The organism is Alcanivorax sp. DP30 (assembly GCF_009882945.1).
Taxonomy (GTDB): Bacteria; Pseudomonadota; Gammaproteobacteria; order Pseudomonadales; family Alcanivoracaceae; genus Alcanivorax.
In genome coordinates this window covers 684,718-698,989 of record NZ_WTUY01000004.1, presented here as the reverse complement: position 1 = coordinate 698,989, position 14,272 = coordinate 684,718, and the positions used below count along the sequence as shown (strand labels likewise).

Genomic DNA, 14,272 nt, shown 5'->3' with positions numbered 1-14,272 from the left:
ACGACAAGAACAAGGAATCCCCATGAAGGACCTCAGCACTTTACAGATCAAGGTTGATGACCCCTGGAAGAACCCCGCCGAAAACGGCTGGGACGTCATCGACGGCCGCACCATCACCGACAACCGCACCCTGGAAGCCGACGTGGTCATTATCGGCAGCGGAGCCGGCGGCGGCGTCAGCGCCGAAATCCTTTCCCAGAGCGGCCTCAAGGTTATCGTCCTGGAAGCCGCCAAATTGAAGACCTCCGACCAGTTCAATCTGGACGAAGGCGAAGCCTACCGGGACCTCTATCAGGAAGGCGCCATGCGGGCCACCAAGGACGCCGGCATGACCATCCTGCAGGGCAGGGCAGTGGGCGGCACCACCGTGGTCAACTGGACCAGCTCCTTCCGCACTCCGAGAGAGACCCTGAATTTCTGGCGTGACCAGTATGCCGTGGACGGTCTCAGCCGTGAGGAACTGGACCCCTGGTTTGCCGCCATGGAAAAGCGCCTCAACATCGAGAAATGGCTGGTCCCCCCCAACGCCAACAACGACGTACTGAAACGGGGCTGTGATGCCCTGGGCTGGCACGCCGAAGCCATTCCCCGCAATGTAAGTGGCTGCTGGAACATTGGCTATTGCGGCATGGGCTGCCCCACCAATGCCAAGCTGTCCATGCTGGTCACCACTCTGCCCGGTGCCCTGAAAAGCGGTGCCACCCTGATTCACAGTGCCCAGGCCGACACCCTCATCATCGAAGGCGACACGGTTACCGGTGTGAAGGTACATCCACTCAAGGATGACAAGACCCCCAACGGCGCCACCCTCACTCTCAAGGCCCGTGCGGTGATCTCTTCCGGCGGCAGCATGCAAAGCCCTGCGTTGCTGTTGCGCTCCGGGGTGCCAGATCCCCACGGTCTGGTGGGCACACGCACCTTCCTGCATCCCACCAACTTTGCCTACGGCATCTATGATCAGGAAATCGCGCCGTATTATGGTGCCCCCCAATCCATGTACTCCGACGAGTTCGTATTCAAGCACGGCGTGGACGGGCCGGCGGGCTACAAGCTGGAAATGATGCCCATGCACCCGGGCCTCAACAGTGCCCTGGTCGGCGGGTATGGCGAAACGGCTTTCGAACATATGCAGCGACTGCCCAACCTGGCCGCCTCCATCGCACTGCTGCGCGATGGCTTCCACGAGGATAACACCGGCGGCAAGGTGGAATTGCGTGACAACGGCGAACCGCTGCTGGATTACCCGGTGAACGACTACCTGCTGGAGGGCACCAAGCGCGCCCACCTGACCCAGCTGGAAATGCAGTTCGCCGCCGGCGCAAAAGAAGTCCGTCCCGGCCATGCCCATGCGCCGTATTACAAAAGCTGGAAAGAAGCGAAGGCCGGCGTGGCAAACCTGGAATACGCACCCACCATCACCGGCCTTGGCAGTGCCCACGTCATGGGGGGGCTGACCATGGGCCAGGACGACAGCCGCTGCACCGTCAACAGCGATGGCAGCTACAAGCACCTCAACGGCCTGTACGTTATCGATGGCTCGGTGTTCCCCACCAGCCTCGGCGTGAACCCACAGCTGACCATCTATGGCATCAGTGCCCGGAACGCCACCAAACTGGCTGAGACCCTGACTGCCTGAGCCGATGGCGAAAAAAAGGCGGAAACCTGGCAAGCCGGTTTCCGCCTTTTTTATGGGCATCCTTTCTTGTTGGAACAGCCCTCAAGCCGCATGGCATTTTCCAAACCTGTTTCTTCAGCACTGAACCGGAATAAAACGCATCACCGCCGGCACACTTTGCGAACACCCCTGAGTGCACTCCATCAGGACCTCACCGGTCTGCAGATCCGCTTTCCCTTCCTGCTCATAGATCGTGCCGCTCAGGTCAGCCTCCGGTTGCGCTCTGCACACCAGCGTCATGGCCTTGCCTTGCAGAAAAATACAGGGCTGATCCGTAAAGGCATAAAGCGATTCAATCCCGCTGTCTGAACCGGTCGGCATACGTGCTACCCCAACGCTCTCCATGGGCAAACGGAACACCTTGCCGGTTCCGCTCTTGCCCTCCAGGCGACCTACAGATTCAGCCAGCACCAGTGGCGAAACCAAGACCAGCAACAGCATCACTGCTCGCATGACAGACTCCTTGTCGACAAAAATGACTACCCCCAGGCCTTGATCCCGGCCCAGATCAGACACCCCATGGCCAGAGGCGCGGTAAACAGCACCAGCCAGTAACACATGAACAGGGTATAGAGCAGCTCACTGATATCCCGGCCCATGACATAACAGGGGTCCGCTTGCGCAGCATCCAGGCGGGTGCCTTTAAGGCGGGCAATTCCCATGCCCAACATACTGAGACCAAACGGTACGGCCAGCAGTAACACGCTGATCCACACCCACTGTGCTGCGCTCATGCCTTGTCCTTTTCCCTTCTTCAGCTGGCCAGAATCTTAGCAAAGACCAAGCGAACAGGTTTCGGCCTGCAGCAAAAGCGGGAGAAGAAAAGCCTCTGGTCCCGCAAGCGACACACTTGTTGATCAACAGCCTTGCACCACCCCGATCTGGTCCAGAAGCTCCCCTGCCCAGAACACACCCTGCACGGTGAACCCGGCCACACCGGCCATCACCAGCAAGAACAATAACGGACGCAGCCGCGCACGACGGCCTAGACATAGCGGGTGGGCTTGAGGACTTTCTCACCGGGCAAGGGGTGCTGGGCCAGTTGCCAGACTCGCAGGCTATGTCGGCCTTCCATGGCCAGCACGATCAACAGAAAGGTGCCGGGCAAACCCACAAAAATGCCATGGATCAGCACATCCAGGGCACTGAACGGCCCCAGCTGACGACACGGCGCTGTCTCCACAAAGGTTTCAAACCAGGGAAAGAAGAGGAACTGGGTGATCAGAACCAACGGCAGCGCCCAGGCCCCGTGAAAGGCCAACAGCCGTAACCGCTCCGCGCGGGAATATTGTGGCGCCCACTGTTCCATCCGGTCCCCCTGACAATGCTCAGGAAAAGTGTGCCAGATTTTTCGCGTCTTGTTTGGAGACCGTACCGAAAGAGAGAATCAGCAACGTCTTCAGACTGGCCCCTGTGGGAGCGTGCCTGCACGCGAAGGGTGTGACCTCAACGGAGGAGATTGGCGTGCAGGCACGCTCCCACGGTAAGCGCCGGGAGAGTCAGCGTCAGGCGTTATTTATCCCGACGCAGCACAAAGAAAAACGGCGTCTTCATGCCCTTGAGATCCATGATGCCCAGCACGGTGTCGTCATCCACCTTGCGGAACACATCGTTGATGGGCAGGTTGTCGTACACCATGGTGGCGGTGGGCTTGCCGCGGTAGGTGGTCATGCGCAGACGGGCCGCCGACTTGCTGCCGGAAAGCAGCGGAATCAATACCTGAAAGACACTGCCCGCCGCTTCGCTCTTCAGGATGGGCAGCTTGTCGAGCACACCCAGCCCGGGCATGGCCAGCAGCGGGCGCACACTGGACAGGGCGCCATCGCGCTTGCGAAATACCAGCGGATGAACATGTTCGGTGGTTTCAAAACGCTTGCCGTGCCAGTGACAACGTTCCAGCATGCCGTCCATGGGGTGACCGGTCTCAAAACCTTCCCCTTTCCAGGCGCCCAGCATGAAGTCGGTTTCCACCGGTTCCAGGGCATCAAAAATGGCCAGGGCATCCTCACAGGTTACCTTCCCCTGCGCCTGTGCCGCAGCAAAACTGATTTCCTGCAGACCCTGAGTCGCGTTCGTTGATGCACCCATGCCATGCTCCTTGAAAGCCTGTTTGATCGGGGCATCAACGTTAGTAGCGGTGACTGCCAATCACCAGCGCCTGGTCGCGATTGTCCGGCAACCGGGTATACCAAAAATACCAGAATTGACCGGATTGTTTGTCTGGCCCCCTCAGACGGAACAATCGCCGCGCAATCGTTGCGCTTCGGCACTGGCCTCAAGGCGCTGTTGCTCGGCACCCAGCATCCGGCTTACCTGCCTCAACTCGCGAATGCGCTGGTCCACCGCCTGTTTCTTCTCGGCCATCAGCCGCGCACCTTGTGCGCAATCGATGCTGTCGCTACGCAGGGCATTGAGCAGGTCGCGGATTTCCCGCAATGAAAAACCCAGGTCTTTCAACTGACTGACCATGGCCACTCGCTCCACCGCCTTTTCCGGGTAGTCACGGTAATTGTTCTCACCGCGCACCACTTCCAGCAGCAACCCTTCCTTTTCGTAATACCGCAGCGTGTGCCGGTTGATCCCGGTGCGCTGTTCCAGCTCAGCAATACGCATGGTGATGTCTCCCGCATGCCTTCAAACAGGGCCTTGACCTTAGAGCTTACTCTACCCTTTAGGCTAACCGGAAATCAGTCTTCGGCGAGGAAAACCATCATGGACCACCACAACCCCATCCTGATTACCGGAGCCAGCGGCTTTATCGGCCGCCAGGTATGCGCACAGCTGACCCGTGCCCGGCGCCCCGTGCTCGCCATGCTGCGCCAACCACAACAGCAACTGCCCGCCCTGCGCGCGGCGGTGGACTCCCTGGGCGGCGAGGGCAGTCTGCTACAGGCCGTGGCCGGGGATCTGGATCAGCCCGACCTTGGCCTGAGCGAGCCCTTGCCCGCGCTTGCTGCCGTCATTCATCTTGGCGCACGCTTTGCCTGGCAACTGCCCATGGCATCCGCTCGTCGCACCAACGTGGATGGTGCCCTGGCCGTGGCACAACTGGCACACCAGCAACAGGCCCGGCTGGTCTTCATCAGTGGCTTCATGCTGGAAAATCTGGCCCACCTTGCCCGTCTTGGCATTCATCTGGATGACCCGGAACAGACCGACTGGCAAAACGTATACCGTCATGCCGGCGGCTATGAAGCCAGCAAGCTGGAAGCTGCTATCCGTGTTCGCCACTACGCCCGGACCCAATCGCTGGCACTGGTGGAAGTGCAACCGGCCACCGTGGCCGGCGATAGTGGCAATGGGCAACTGGACCAACAGCAACCTCTGTATCAACTGATCGACAATCTGGCCCGTGGGCGCATGGCGGCCATTCCTGGCACCCCGGAGCACTGGCTGCCGCTGGTGGCCGTGGATCTGCTGGCCCGGCTGATCGCCCGGGCGGCTACCGCCGACCAGGTCCCCGCCACCTTGCTGGCCCTGGACCCGGCCACCCCTTCACTCAAGGGATTGCTGGGCGAGGCCGCCACAGCGCTGGGACGCAAGCCGCCCCGCCGTTTTCTGCCCATGCCGATTCTGGCGGCCCTGCTGCGGATACCCGGTCTGCCACGGTTGATGAACACCTGGCCGGAGGCGCTGCACTTCATCCAGACTACCCGTTTCGATACCCGCGCCAGTGACGCTTTTATGGCGCAGGAGGGGCTGGCCCACCCGCCCATCGGACAGGTGATTGCCGCCAGCACCCGCTTCTACCAGCAGCAACAGGTTCCCGGCGGAGACGCCGCAGCAAGCCCTTTACAGGGGCCGTAATCCCCCGGCCCCTGCACGACAGGGTGCGCTTGGGGTATCCTTGCGGGCAATGTGGTGCCCGGGCCAGAGCCCGGGCACAGTGTTTACCGCGACAGAGGCAAGGCAAGCATGACCAACCGCGTAATCTACCCCGGCACCTTCGACCCCATCACCAACGGCCACCTGGACCTGGTGGAGCGGGCCGCCAAGATGTTCGACGAAGTGGTGGTCGGCATTGCCGCCAGCGAAAAGAAGGGCCCGCTGTTTACCCTGGACGAGCGCGTGGACCTCACCGTGCAAGTGCTGTCCCACCTTCCCAACGTGAAGGTGAAAGGCTTTTCCAAACTGCTGGCACACTTCTGTCAGGAAGAAGAGGGCAACATCCTGCTGCGTGGCCTGCGCGCCGTGAGTGACTTCGAATACGAATTCCAGCTGGCCAACATGAACCGCCAACTGGCCCCGGATCTGGAAACCGTATTCCTGACCCCGGCAGAACACCTGTCCTTCATCTCCAGCTCCCTGATCCGCGAAATCGCCCTGCTGGACGGCAACGTCAGCAACTTCGTCCCGCCGCTGGTGGCCGAGGCGCTGGAAGAAAAACGCAAGGCGCGGCAGAAATAAAGAGCAGCTACAAGCAGCAAGCTTCAAGCTACAACACGGATAAGGGCAGGGGTTTATTTTACGCCGTGCCCGCGCTCCCATGTTCGCTGCGCGGGGAGTCCCTTTCCGTACAATCAGGTATTGAGCTGCGTTGTAGCTTGAAGCTTGTGGCTTGCAGCTCTTACAACAACAACGCCGGACACCAAAACAAACACCGGCATTCAAGGAGGAACCCCATGCGCATCCTGATCCCGTTATTGCTGCTGTTAACCCTCTCCGCCCAGGCCGCCGGGCCGGGACAGAATGCGGTGGCCAGCGCCCATCCGCTGGCCACCCAGGCCGGCATGGAGATTCTTGATCAGGGTGGCAACGCCTTTGATGCGGCCATCGCGGTGGCGGCGGCTCTGGCCGTGGTGGAGCCATACTCTGCCGGCATGGGTGGCGGCGGGTTCTGGTTGCTGCACCGCGAACAGGATGGTTTCCAGACCTTTGTGGATGCTCGCGAAACCGCGCCCGGTGCCGCCACCGCCAACATGTACCAGGACAAGGACGGCAAGGTGATGCGCGACTGGGCAGTGAACGGCCCCAGTGCAGCGGGTATTCCCGGCCAGGCCGCCGCCTTTGTGCATGTGGCGGAAAAATATGGTCAGTTACCACTCACTACCACGCTAGCGCCTGCCATCAGGCTGGCAGAGAACGGTTTCCCGGTGGATGAGAAATACCGCAAGCTGGCCAGCTACCGGGAAGACGTGCTCAATCGTTTCCCGGAATCAGCAAGCATTTTCCTGCACAACGGCAAGGTGCCACCGACCAATCACACCATCCGCCAGCCAGATCTGGCCCGGGTACTCACCGCCATCGCCGAACAGGGCAACGCCGGTTTCTATCAAGGCAAAGTGGCAAAGCAGCTGGTGGATGGCGTACAGCAGACCGGTGGCCTGTGGACCCTGAAAGATCTGGCCGATTACCAGGTGGTAGAGCGCACGCCCATCGTCAGCCAGTTCCGTGGCGCCCGGGTCGTATCCGCGCCACCCCCGTCCTCCGGTGGGATCGTCCTGGCCAACGCCCTGAACATCATCAGCCAGTTCAATCAGGGCCAGACCGGTGACATGACGCCCCATATCGCCATCGAAGCCATGCGCCGCGCCTATCAGGACCGTGCCCGCTATCTGGGCGACCCCGACTTTGTGGATATGCCTGTGGATAAGCTGTTGAGCATGGACTACGCCCAGCAACGCGCCGCCAGCATCACCCTGGACAAGGCCACCCCCAGTGCCAGCCTCGGCAAGCCCATCGGTGTTCAGGAAGGCACCCACACCACCCACCTGTCCGTCCTCGACACGAATGGCAACCGGGTGGCAGCCACCCTGAGCATCAACCTGCCGTTCGGGAGTGGCTTTGTCCCACCCGGCACCGGCGTACTGCTCAATAACGAAATGGACGACTTCTCGGCCAAACCCGGCAGCCCCAACGCCTACGGACTGGTGGGCAGCGACGCCAATGCCATCGCCCCGGGCAAGCGCCCGTTATCCTCCATGACCCCCACCTTCGTGGAGTTTGATGACCGGGTGGCGATCCTCGGCACCCCCGGCGGCAGCCGCATTATTTCCATGGTGATGCTTGGCGTGCTGGAAGCGGCGGATAACAAGCCGGTGGAAGACTGGGTAGGGCGAGTGCGCTATCACCACCAGTACCTGCCCGACGAAGTGCAGGCCGAACCGGAATTCGTCGGCAGCGAAGCCGCCAAACAGTTGATGCTACTGGGCCACAAGGTGGTTTCCACCGGCCGCAATTACGGCAACATGCAGGCCATCCTGTGGCGTCGCGACAGTAACGAAGTCACTGCCGCCAGTGATCCGCGAGGCGTTGGTGAAGCCACCGTTCGCCCCCCTGAGGCAGGCGGCATCATGGCCCCTGAGTTACCTGAAACGCTGTCGGTGGAATAACCCGCCTCATGTTCAAGCCTGAGATTTTCAGTGACAACGATCCGGACTCAGTGCGGGCCCGGATCAAGGCATTTCCACTCGGCACCCTGGTACTGCAGGGCGACTCAGGACTCGATGCCAACCACCTGCCTTTCGTGCTGCAGGCAGATGCCCATGATGAACGGTTGCTTGCCCATATCCCCCGCGCCAACCCTCTGAGTCAGTTGACCGACCCACTGCCAGCGCTGGTGATCTTCCATGGCCCACAGGGATATATTTCCCCCTCCTGGTATGCCAGCAAGGCGGAACACGGCAAGGTGGTGCCAACCTGGAATTATGCCGTCACCCATGTGCACGGCACGCTGCGCGTGATTGATGACCCACACTGGGTCAAGCAGCAGATTGAGCATCTGACCGAACAACAGGAGCAGGGAAGGGACACCCCCTGGGCCGTTGATGATGCACCCGCAGACTATATCGACAGGATGGTGGGTGCTCTGGTAGGCATCGAGATTCTGATCCACCGGCTGGAGGGCAAAAACAAGGCCAGCCAGAATCAGCCGCCCGCCAATCAGGCCTCGCTGTTATCCGCGCTTGAAACGGAACCCGGTGGTGAAGCTCTGCATGCCCTGATTCGTGCTACGCTCGACAATCCGTAATCCCAACCGCCTGGCAGAGCATGCCCATGACCAAGCCCTTTATCAGCCGTTTGCCCTTGATCCAGGCGCCCATGGCAGGCGTACAGGACTGGCGGCTTGCCGCCGCCGTCTGTGAGGCCGGGGCGCTCGGCTCACTCCCTGCCGGGATGCTGGCTCCGGCGCAGCTGGCCGAGCAGCTTGACCAGCTGCAACAGGCAACGGCCCGGCCTTACAACGTCAACTTTTTCTGTCACACGACACCGGCTGCTGCCCCCCACAGAGAACGGGAGTGGGCGGAGCTTCTGGCACCTTACTATCGGGAAGTGGGTGCCGACCCTGCCGCGATCCCCACGGGCCCCTCACGCAAGCCCTTCGACGAAGACTGTGCCAGCGTTATCGAGCAGTTTCGCCCCGCGGTGGTCAGTTTCCACTATGGCCTGCCCGCCACCGCGTTGCTGGATCGGGTCAGGGCCACCGGTGCCAGAATCCTGTCCAGCGCCACCACCGTCGACGAGGCACGCTGGCTTCAGCAACAGGGCATTGATGCCGTGATTGCACAGGGCCTGGAAGCGGGCGGCCACCGTGGGCATTTCCTCAGTGACGATCTGACGCTGCAACAGGGTACGCTCAGCCTGCTGCCGCAGATTGTCGAGGCGGTGACGGTGCCGGTGATCGCGGCGGGCGGCATTGCCACCCCAGCCGGGGTACACGCTGCTCTGACACTGGGTGCCACTGCGGTACAGATCGGCACGGCCTACCTGCTTGCGCCTGAAGCCACCACGCGCGCCCTTCACCGTGAGTGGCTGGCCAGCCCCCGGGCACGCCATACCGCGCTCACCACCGTTTTTTCCGGGCGGCCGGCCCGGGGCATGGTGAATCGCCTCATGGAAGAGTTGGGCTGCTTTCCCGTGCAGGCCCCCGAGTTCCCCCTTGCAGGAAACGCGAATGGGCCACTCAGGGCGGCTGCCGAAGCCATGGGCAGCGCTGATTTCTCACCGTTGTGGGCAGGGCAATTTGCCACTGCCTGCCGGAACGCACCGGCAGCGGACATTACCCACTGGCTGGCAGAGGGCTGCTCTGGCTCAAACTAACTTGGTGAGCGGGCTCAGTTGCGGCAGAATCGACACCTTGTTTACTTGCCACTTTTCCGTGGCCATTCCCCAGTAACCGGGTGCCCCAGGAGCGAATATGCAACGCATTGAAATTATCCAGACTTTTCCTTTTTCCGTGGACAAGCTGTTCGACTTTCTCAGTGACCACCACAATCTGGAGCGGATCTTTGTCCCGGCCAAGATCAAGCGCATCAAGGATGGCAGCGACAGCGTCAACGGTGTGGGCTCCACCCGCTGGATGAAACTGCCACTGGCCCCCGCCTTCCATGAGACTGTCACCGAAGTGGAGCAGAACAAGCTGATCCGCTACACCATCAGCAAAGGCAGCCCATTGAAGAACCACCAGGGGGTGATGCACTTCTCCGAAACCGGCAACGGCGGCAGCATGCTTCACTACACCATCGAATTCGAAGGCAAACTGCCACTGGTCGGGCCGATCGTTAAAGCCGCGCTGGATCAGGGGATCCGCCGTGGGCTGAAGAAGCTCAAGCTTTAAGCCCCGCTGCGGGCCAGCCAGGTGCTGTGCCCGCAAGCTCCCCCTCCTGCCTGAGGCTGGCTACTCCTGATTGAGCAGTGAGCTCAGCTCCGCCCGCCCCCGGGCATTGGCTTCCAACAGTTTTTCCCGATCATCGCGGTGTTCCACCTGTTCTTCCAGCATGCGCTCATCCAGTTCCCGGAAGCTGCGCACCAGGTCGATAGCGGTGGACTCGGGCACCCCCAGTTCGGTGAGGGTAAGGCGAGCACTGAGTAGCGCCGATTCAAAGGTTTCCCGAATCACCATCTTTACCCCCAACGCTCGCAACTGAAACGCATGGAAGCGATCCCGCGCCCGGGCAATGATGGCCACCTGGGGAAAGTGATCACGCACCAGTTCCACCGTCTTTAATGCCGCCTCGGCATCATCCACCGCCACCACCAGCACCCGGGCATGTTCCAGCCCGGCATTGCGCAACAGATCCAGACGGGTCACATCACCAAAGTACACTTCATTGCCAAAGCGACGCAGCATGTCGATCTCATCCGGATCGGAATCCAGGGCGGTGAAGGGAATCTGACGACCCACCAGAATCCGTGCCGTGATCTGGCCAAAGCGCCCCAGTCCGGCAATCACCACACGGGGATGGTGGCTGGGCATGGTTTCGTCTTCCATGTCATGGCGCTCTGCACGGTCCGCTTCCGGCCACAGCGTCGCCACCGCTTTCATCAACAACGGGGTACAACCCATGGACAGGGCCACCACCAGGTTGAGCTGCCCCGCCAGCGTCGTGTCCAGCAGATTCAGGGTCACGGCCTGGGTCAAGAGCACAAAGGCAAACTCGCCCCCCTGACTCAGCAACATGCCGAACATCATGGTGCCGCGCCAGTCTGCCTTGCGAATCCGGGCAATGACCATCAGCACCAGCGCCTTGGCGGCCAGCAACACCCCTAAATAGAGCGCAATCTCACCCGGAAAATCCCTTAGCAAACGCAGATCCATGGTCATGCCAATCGCCAGGAAAAACAGCCCCAGCAGCAGTCCCTTGAAAGGCTGGATATCGGTTTCCAGTTGTTCCCGATACGGAGAATTCGCCAGCAGCACACCGGCTACAAAGGCACCCAGGCCCATGGATAAACCCAGATGCTCCATCAGCCCGGCCGCACCAAGCACCAGCATCAGGGCACTGGCGCTCATCAATTCCCGGTTACGCAGCTTGGCCAGCCAGCCCAACCAGGGGTTAAGCAGATAACGCCCTGCCAGCACCATCCCCACCAGGGCAGCCAGACCCGCCAGCAATTGCGGCCCGTCTTCGCCAGCGCCGCCCCCTGCCAACACCGGCAACAGCAGCAGGATCGGAATCACTGCCAGGTCCTGGAACAGCAGGATGGAAAAGGCCGACCGGCCATGGGGCGTGCCAAGCTGATTGGTTTCCACCAGCATCTGGATAACGAACGCCGTGGAGGACAGGGCCAGGATGACCCCTATCGCCAGACTGACCTGGGTTTCGAACCCCAGCAGCAGAAACGCCCCCGTCAGCAGCAGGGCACTGGCAACCATCTGGGTAGCACCCAGCCCCACCAGACTGCGGCGCTGCGCCCACAGATGTTGCGGCGCCAATTCCAGGCCCACCAGAAACAGCATCAGCACCACGCCCAGTTCCGCAAAGTGCAGCACATCGGTGCCGTCACTGATCAACGCTAGCCCCAGCGGCCCCACTGCAATCCCCGCCGCGAGGTAACCCAAAATGCTGCCCAGCCCCAGTTTTTGAAACAGAGGCAACAGGATCAGGGTGGCGCCCAGCAAGGCCAGCGCCTGCGCAAAAAATCCGTCCACATTTCTCTCCTTGTTGATGGGCCGATGCTAGCGGAATTTCACCTCAAAGGGGCAAGCATGTTGGCTTCCTGAAGCCGCCACCCTTTTTCAATGCCGAGTAACGCACCATCAAGGGGCGCATGTCTGCACAATAATTGCCCAGCCACTTTGAAAGCCTTACCATGCGCGCTCTTTTTTGCCCACTATCAGTGCACGCATGAGTGAACAAAGCGATCAGGTACGACAGCGGCTGGTATCCGGAGTGCTACGTCAACTGCACCTTGAAGTGATGAGCCAGCGCTTCAATCCACGCCTGGTGCTGGCGGCATTCAACCTGGTGAACGGCGGGCTGAGCATTGCCCTCATCGCCATGGTCGCGCTGGTGACTCAACAGGCCTTTATCTTCCCGTCTCTGGGTGCCACCGCCTTTCTGCTGTTCCATGTTCCCCTGGCAGAGGCAGCCTGTCCGCGCAATGTCATTTCCGCTCACGTGATCGGAGCCCTGTGCGGCTGGACGTCGCTATGGTTGTTTGGACTTCACGACGCGCCCGCGGCCTTTCTCACCGGGGTGGAATGGTCACGGGTGGCCGCCGCCGGACTATCCCTGGGGCTCACCAGCAGCCTGATGATCCTGTTCCGGGTTGCCCATCCCCCGGCCGGGGCCACTGCACTGATCGTCTCATTGGGATTGATGCACGAACTCCAGCAGATGCCCGTGCTGATCAGTGCCGTGGCCCTGTTGGTGTGCCAGGCCTTCCTGATAAATCGTCTGGCCGGAATTCCCTATCCGTTATGGCGCCCGGGCAAGCAAAGCCCACCCATATATTAATGATAACGATTTGCATTCATGGTAGTGTGGCCGGGTTTTCTCATCCGGAGCCTGTGAAATGCGCCCCCTGCTTGTCGTCCTCCACCGCTGGTTCGGTCTGTTTATCGCCGTCTTCCTGATCATTGCCGGCCTCACCGGAGCGATTATTTCCTGGGATCATGAGCTGGACGAATGGCTGAACCCCCACCTGTTCGAAAACCAGAGTCAGGGCCAGACGTTACCCGTCATGGACCTGGTGGCACAGGTTGAGGCCGCGGATCCGCGAGTACGGGCCAGCTTCTTCCCGCTGCAAGCCGAGCCGGGCCATAACGTGGAAATCTGGGTGGATGCCAAAGAAAACCCGGACACTGGGCGGCGCTACGAGCTGGACTACGACCATGTGTTCGTGGATCCGGTGACTGGCGAGATTGTCGGCAAGCGCCTGTGGGGGCAGATCTCCCTGCACCCTGAGCACCTCATGTCATTTCTCTACAAGCTGCATTTTTCACTGCATCTGCCAGAGTGGAAAGGCACGGATCGCTGGGGCGTCTGGCTCATGGGCATCGCGGCCCTGGTGTGGCTGTTCGATACCTTTATCGCCATGGTGCTGACCCTGCCACGCAAGCGACGCACCGCCAGCGGCAAAAGCTGGTGGCAACGCTGGAAACCGGCATGGAAAATCCGTCAGGGTGCCGGCGCCTACAAACTGAATTTCGACCTGCATCGGGCCGTGGGCCTGTGGGTATTCGGCCTGTTGTTGATACTGGCCTTTACCTCGTTTTCCCTGAACCTGTACCGGGAAGTGTTCTACCCGATCATGTCCACGGTGTCGGAAACCACCCCGGGTCCGTTTGAAACCCGCACCCCCACGGCATTGCATGATCCGGTGGAACCACAACTGGGCTGGAACGAACTCTTTGCCAAGGCCCGCCAGGAAGCCCATGCCCGCGGCTGGGCTGAACCCCTTGGTGATGGCTTCTACAGTGACAACTTTGCGGTGTACGGTGCACGCTTTTACTACCCCGGTGAAGACCACGACAGCGGTGGCATGAAAGTGAAAAGCCTCTATTACGATGGCAACAACGGTGAATTGATCGGTGACGAAGTACCCTGGACCGGTACCGCCGCCGATGTGTTCAACCAGCTGCAGTTCCCGCTACATTCCGGCCGCATCGCCGGCCTGCCGGGCCGCATCATTATTTCCATCATGGGCATCGCCGTGGCCATGCTGTCATTTACCGGCATTGTGATCTGGTGGAAGAAACGGAAGGCGAGGGTAGCGAGTCGTAAGCGTAAAGGCGCGATTGCCACCCCCGCCGTACAGAATACGTAACCGCACCCTACACCACCGTAGGAGCACCTCTCGAGGTGCGAACACCGGCCCAGGTTGGGTCCATGACAGAAGGGTCGGTTCGCACCTCGAGAGGTGCTCCTACGG

Annotated in this window: 15 protein-coding genes; 9 read left to right on the top strand and 6 right to left on the bottom strand. The window is 60.8% G+C overall.

What is annotated here, in order from left to right; genetic code table 11:
* The first annotated feature begins 22 nt into the window (after positions 1-22).
* On the top strand, positions 23-1,636 hold the full coding sequence (locus tag GQF00_RS09515) for a GMC family oxidoreductase (protein ID WP_161318910.1): 1,614 nt from the start codon (positions 23-25) through the stop codon (positions 1,634-1,636).
* Positions 1,637-1,750: 114 nt separating this feature from the next.
* Here GQF00_RS09515 and GQF00_RS09510 read toward each other — a convergent pair whose 3' ends face one another.
* The 5 genes from GQF00_RS09510 to GQF00_RS09490 form a co-directional block, all read right to left on the bottom strand.
* Positions 1,751-2,128: a hypothetical protein gene (locus GQF00_RS09510; protein WP_161318909.1), complete on the bottom strand. Its 378-nt coding sequence runs from the start codon at positions 2,126-2,128 to the stop codon at positions 1,751-1,753.
* A gap of 26 nt (positions 2,129-2,154) precedes the next feature.
* Complete coding sequence (locus GQF00_RS09505; RefSeq protein WP_161318908.1) at positions 2,155-2,409, bottom strand: hypothetical protein; 255 nt, start codon at positions 2,407-2,409, stop codon at positions 2,155-2,157.
* A gap of 251 nt (positions 2,410-2,660) precedes the next feature.
* Positions 2,661-2,984, bottom strand: coding sequence for a hypothetical protein (locus tag GQF00_RS09500; protein ID WP_161318907.1), 324 nt, complete (start codon positions 2,982-2,984; stop codon positions 2,661-2,663).
* Positions 2,985-3,187: 203 nt separating this feature from the next.
* Positions 3,188-3,763, bottom strand: coding sequence for a DUF4334 domain-containing protein (locus GQF00_RS09495; RefSeq protein ID WP_161318906.1), 576 nt, complete (start codon positions 3,761-3,763; stop codon positions 3,188-3,190).
* A gap of 141 nt (positions 3,764-3,904) precedes the next feature.
* Positions 3,905-4,288 carry a MerR family transcriptional regulator gene (locus GQF00_RS09490; protein ID WP_161318905.1) on the bottom strand — a complete coding sequence of 128 codons (384 nt, stop codon included), beginning with the start codon at positions 4,286-4,288 and terminating at the stop codon, positions 3,905-3,907.
* A gap of 99 nt (positions 4,289-4,387) precedes the next feature.
* Here GQF00_RS09490 and GQF00_RS09485 point away from each other — a divergent pair, with 99 nt between their 5' ends.
* The 6 genes from GQF00_RS09485 to GQF00_RS09460 all read left to right on the top strand — a co-directional run bounded on the left by GQF00_RS09485 (position 4,388) and on the right by GQF00_RS09460 (position 10,232).
* Complete coding sequence (locus GQF00_RS09485; protein ID WP_161318904.1) at positions 4,388-5,482, top strand: SDR family oxidoreductase; 1,095 nt, start codon at positions 4,388-4,390, stop codon at positions 5,480-5,482.
* A gap of 108 nt (positions 5,483-5,590) precedes the next feature.
* Positions 5,591-6,082 carry a pantetheine-phosphate adenylyltransferase gene (gene coaD / locus GQF00_RS09480; protein WP_161318903.1) on the top strand — a complete coding sequence of 164 codons (492 nt, stop codon included), beginning with the start codon at positions 5,591-5,593 and terminating at the stop codon, positions 6,080-6,082.
* A gap of 215 nt (positions 6,083-6,297) precedes the next feature.
* The gene (gene ggt, locus GQF00_RS09475; RefSeq protein WP_161318902.1) at positions 6,298-8,007 is read left to right on the top strand and encodes a gamma-glutamyltransferase; all 1,710 of its coding nucleotides are present in this window, start codon (positions 6,298-6,300) and stop codon (positions 8,005-8,007) included.
* 8 nt (positions 8,008-8,015) lie between these two features.
* Positions 8,016-8,645, top strand: a complete 630-nt coding sequence (locus tag GQF00_RS09470) for an FMN-binding negative transcriptional regulator (RefSeq protein ID WP_161318901.1) — start codon at positions 8,016-8,018, stop codon at positions 8,643-8,645.
* Between the two features lie 20 nt (positions 8,646-8,665).
* Positions 8,666-9,715, top strand: coding sequence for a nitronate monooxygenase (locus GQF00_RS09465; protein WP_161318900.1), 1,050 nt, complete (start codon positions 8,666-8,668; stop codon positions 9,713-9,715).
* 97 nt (positions 9,716-9,812) lie between these two features.
* The gene (locus GQF00_RS09460; RefSeq protein WP_161318899.1) at positions 9,813-10,232 is read left to right on the top strand and encodes an SRPBCC family protein; all 420 of its coding nucleotides are present in this window, start codon (positions 9,813-9,815) and stop codon (positions 10,230-10,232) included.
* Positions 10,233-10,292: 60 nt separating this feature from the next.
* On the opposite strand, the gene GQF00_RS09455 is transcribed toward GQF00_RS09460, so the two are convergent.
* A complete protein-coding gene (locus GQF00_RS09455; RefSeq protein WP_161318898.1) occupies positions 10,293-12,047 on the bottom strand; it encodes a monovalent cation:proton antiporter-2 (CPA2) family protein in 1,755 nt (584 codons plus the stop codon).
* A gap of 196 nt (positions 12,048-12,243) precedes the next feature.
* Between GQF00_RS09455 and GQF00_RS09450 the strand changes: the two genes are divergently transcribed.
* Both GQF00_RS09450 and GQF00_RS09445 read left to right on the top strand, forming a co-directional pair.
* Positions 12,244-12,855, top strand: coding sequence for an HPP family protein (locus GQF00_RS09450; RefSeq protein ID WP_161318897.1), 612 nt, complete (start codon positions 12,244-12,246; stop codon positions 12,853-12,855).
* A 58-nt stretch (positions 12,856-12,913) separates the two neighbouring features.
* A complete protein-coding gene (locus tag GQF00_RS09445; RefSeq protein WP_161318896.1) occupies positions 12,914-14,167 on the top strand; it encodes a PepSY domain-containing protein in 1,254 nt (417 codons plus the stop codon).
* Positions 14,168-14,272: the final 105 nt, after the last annotated feature.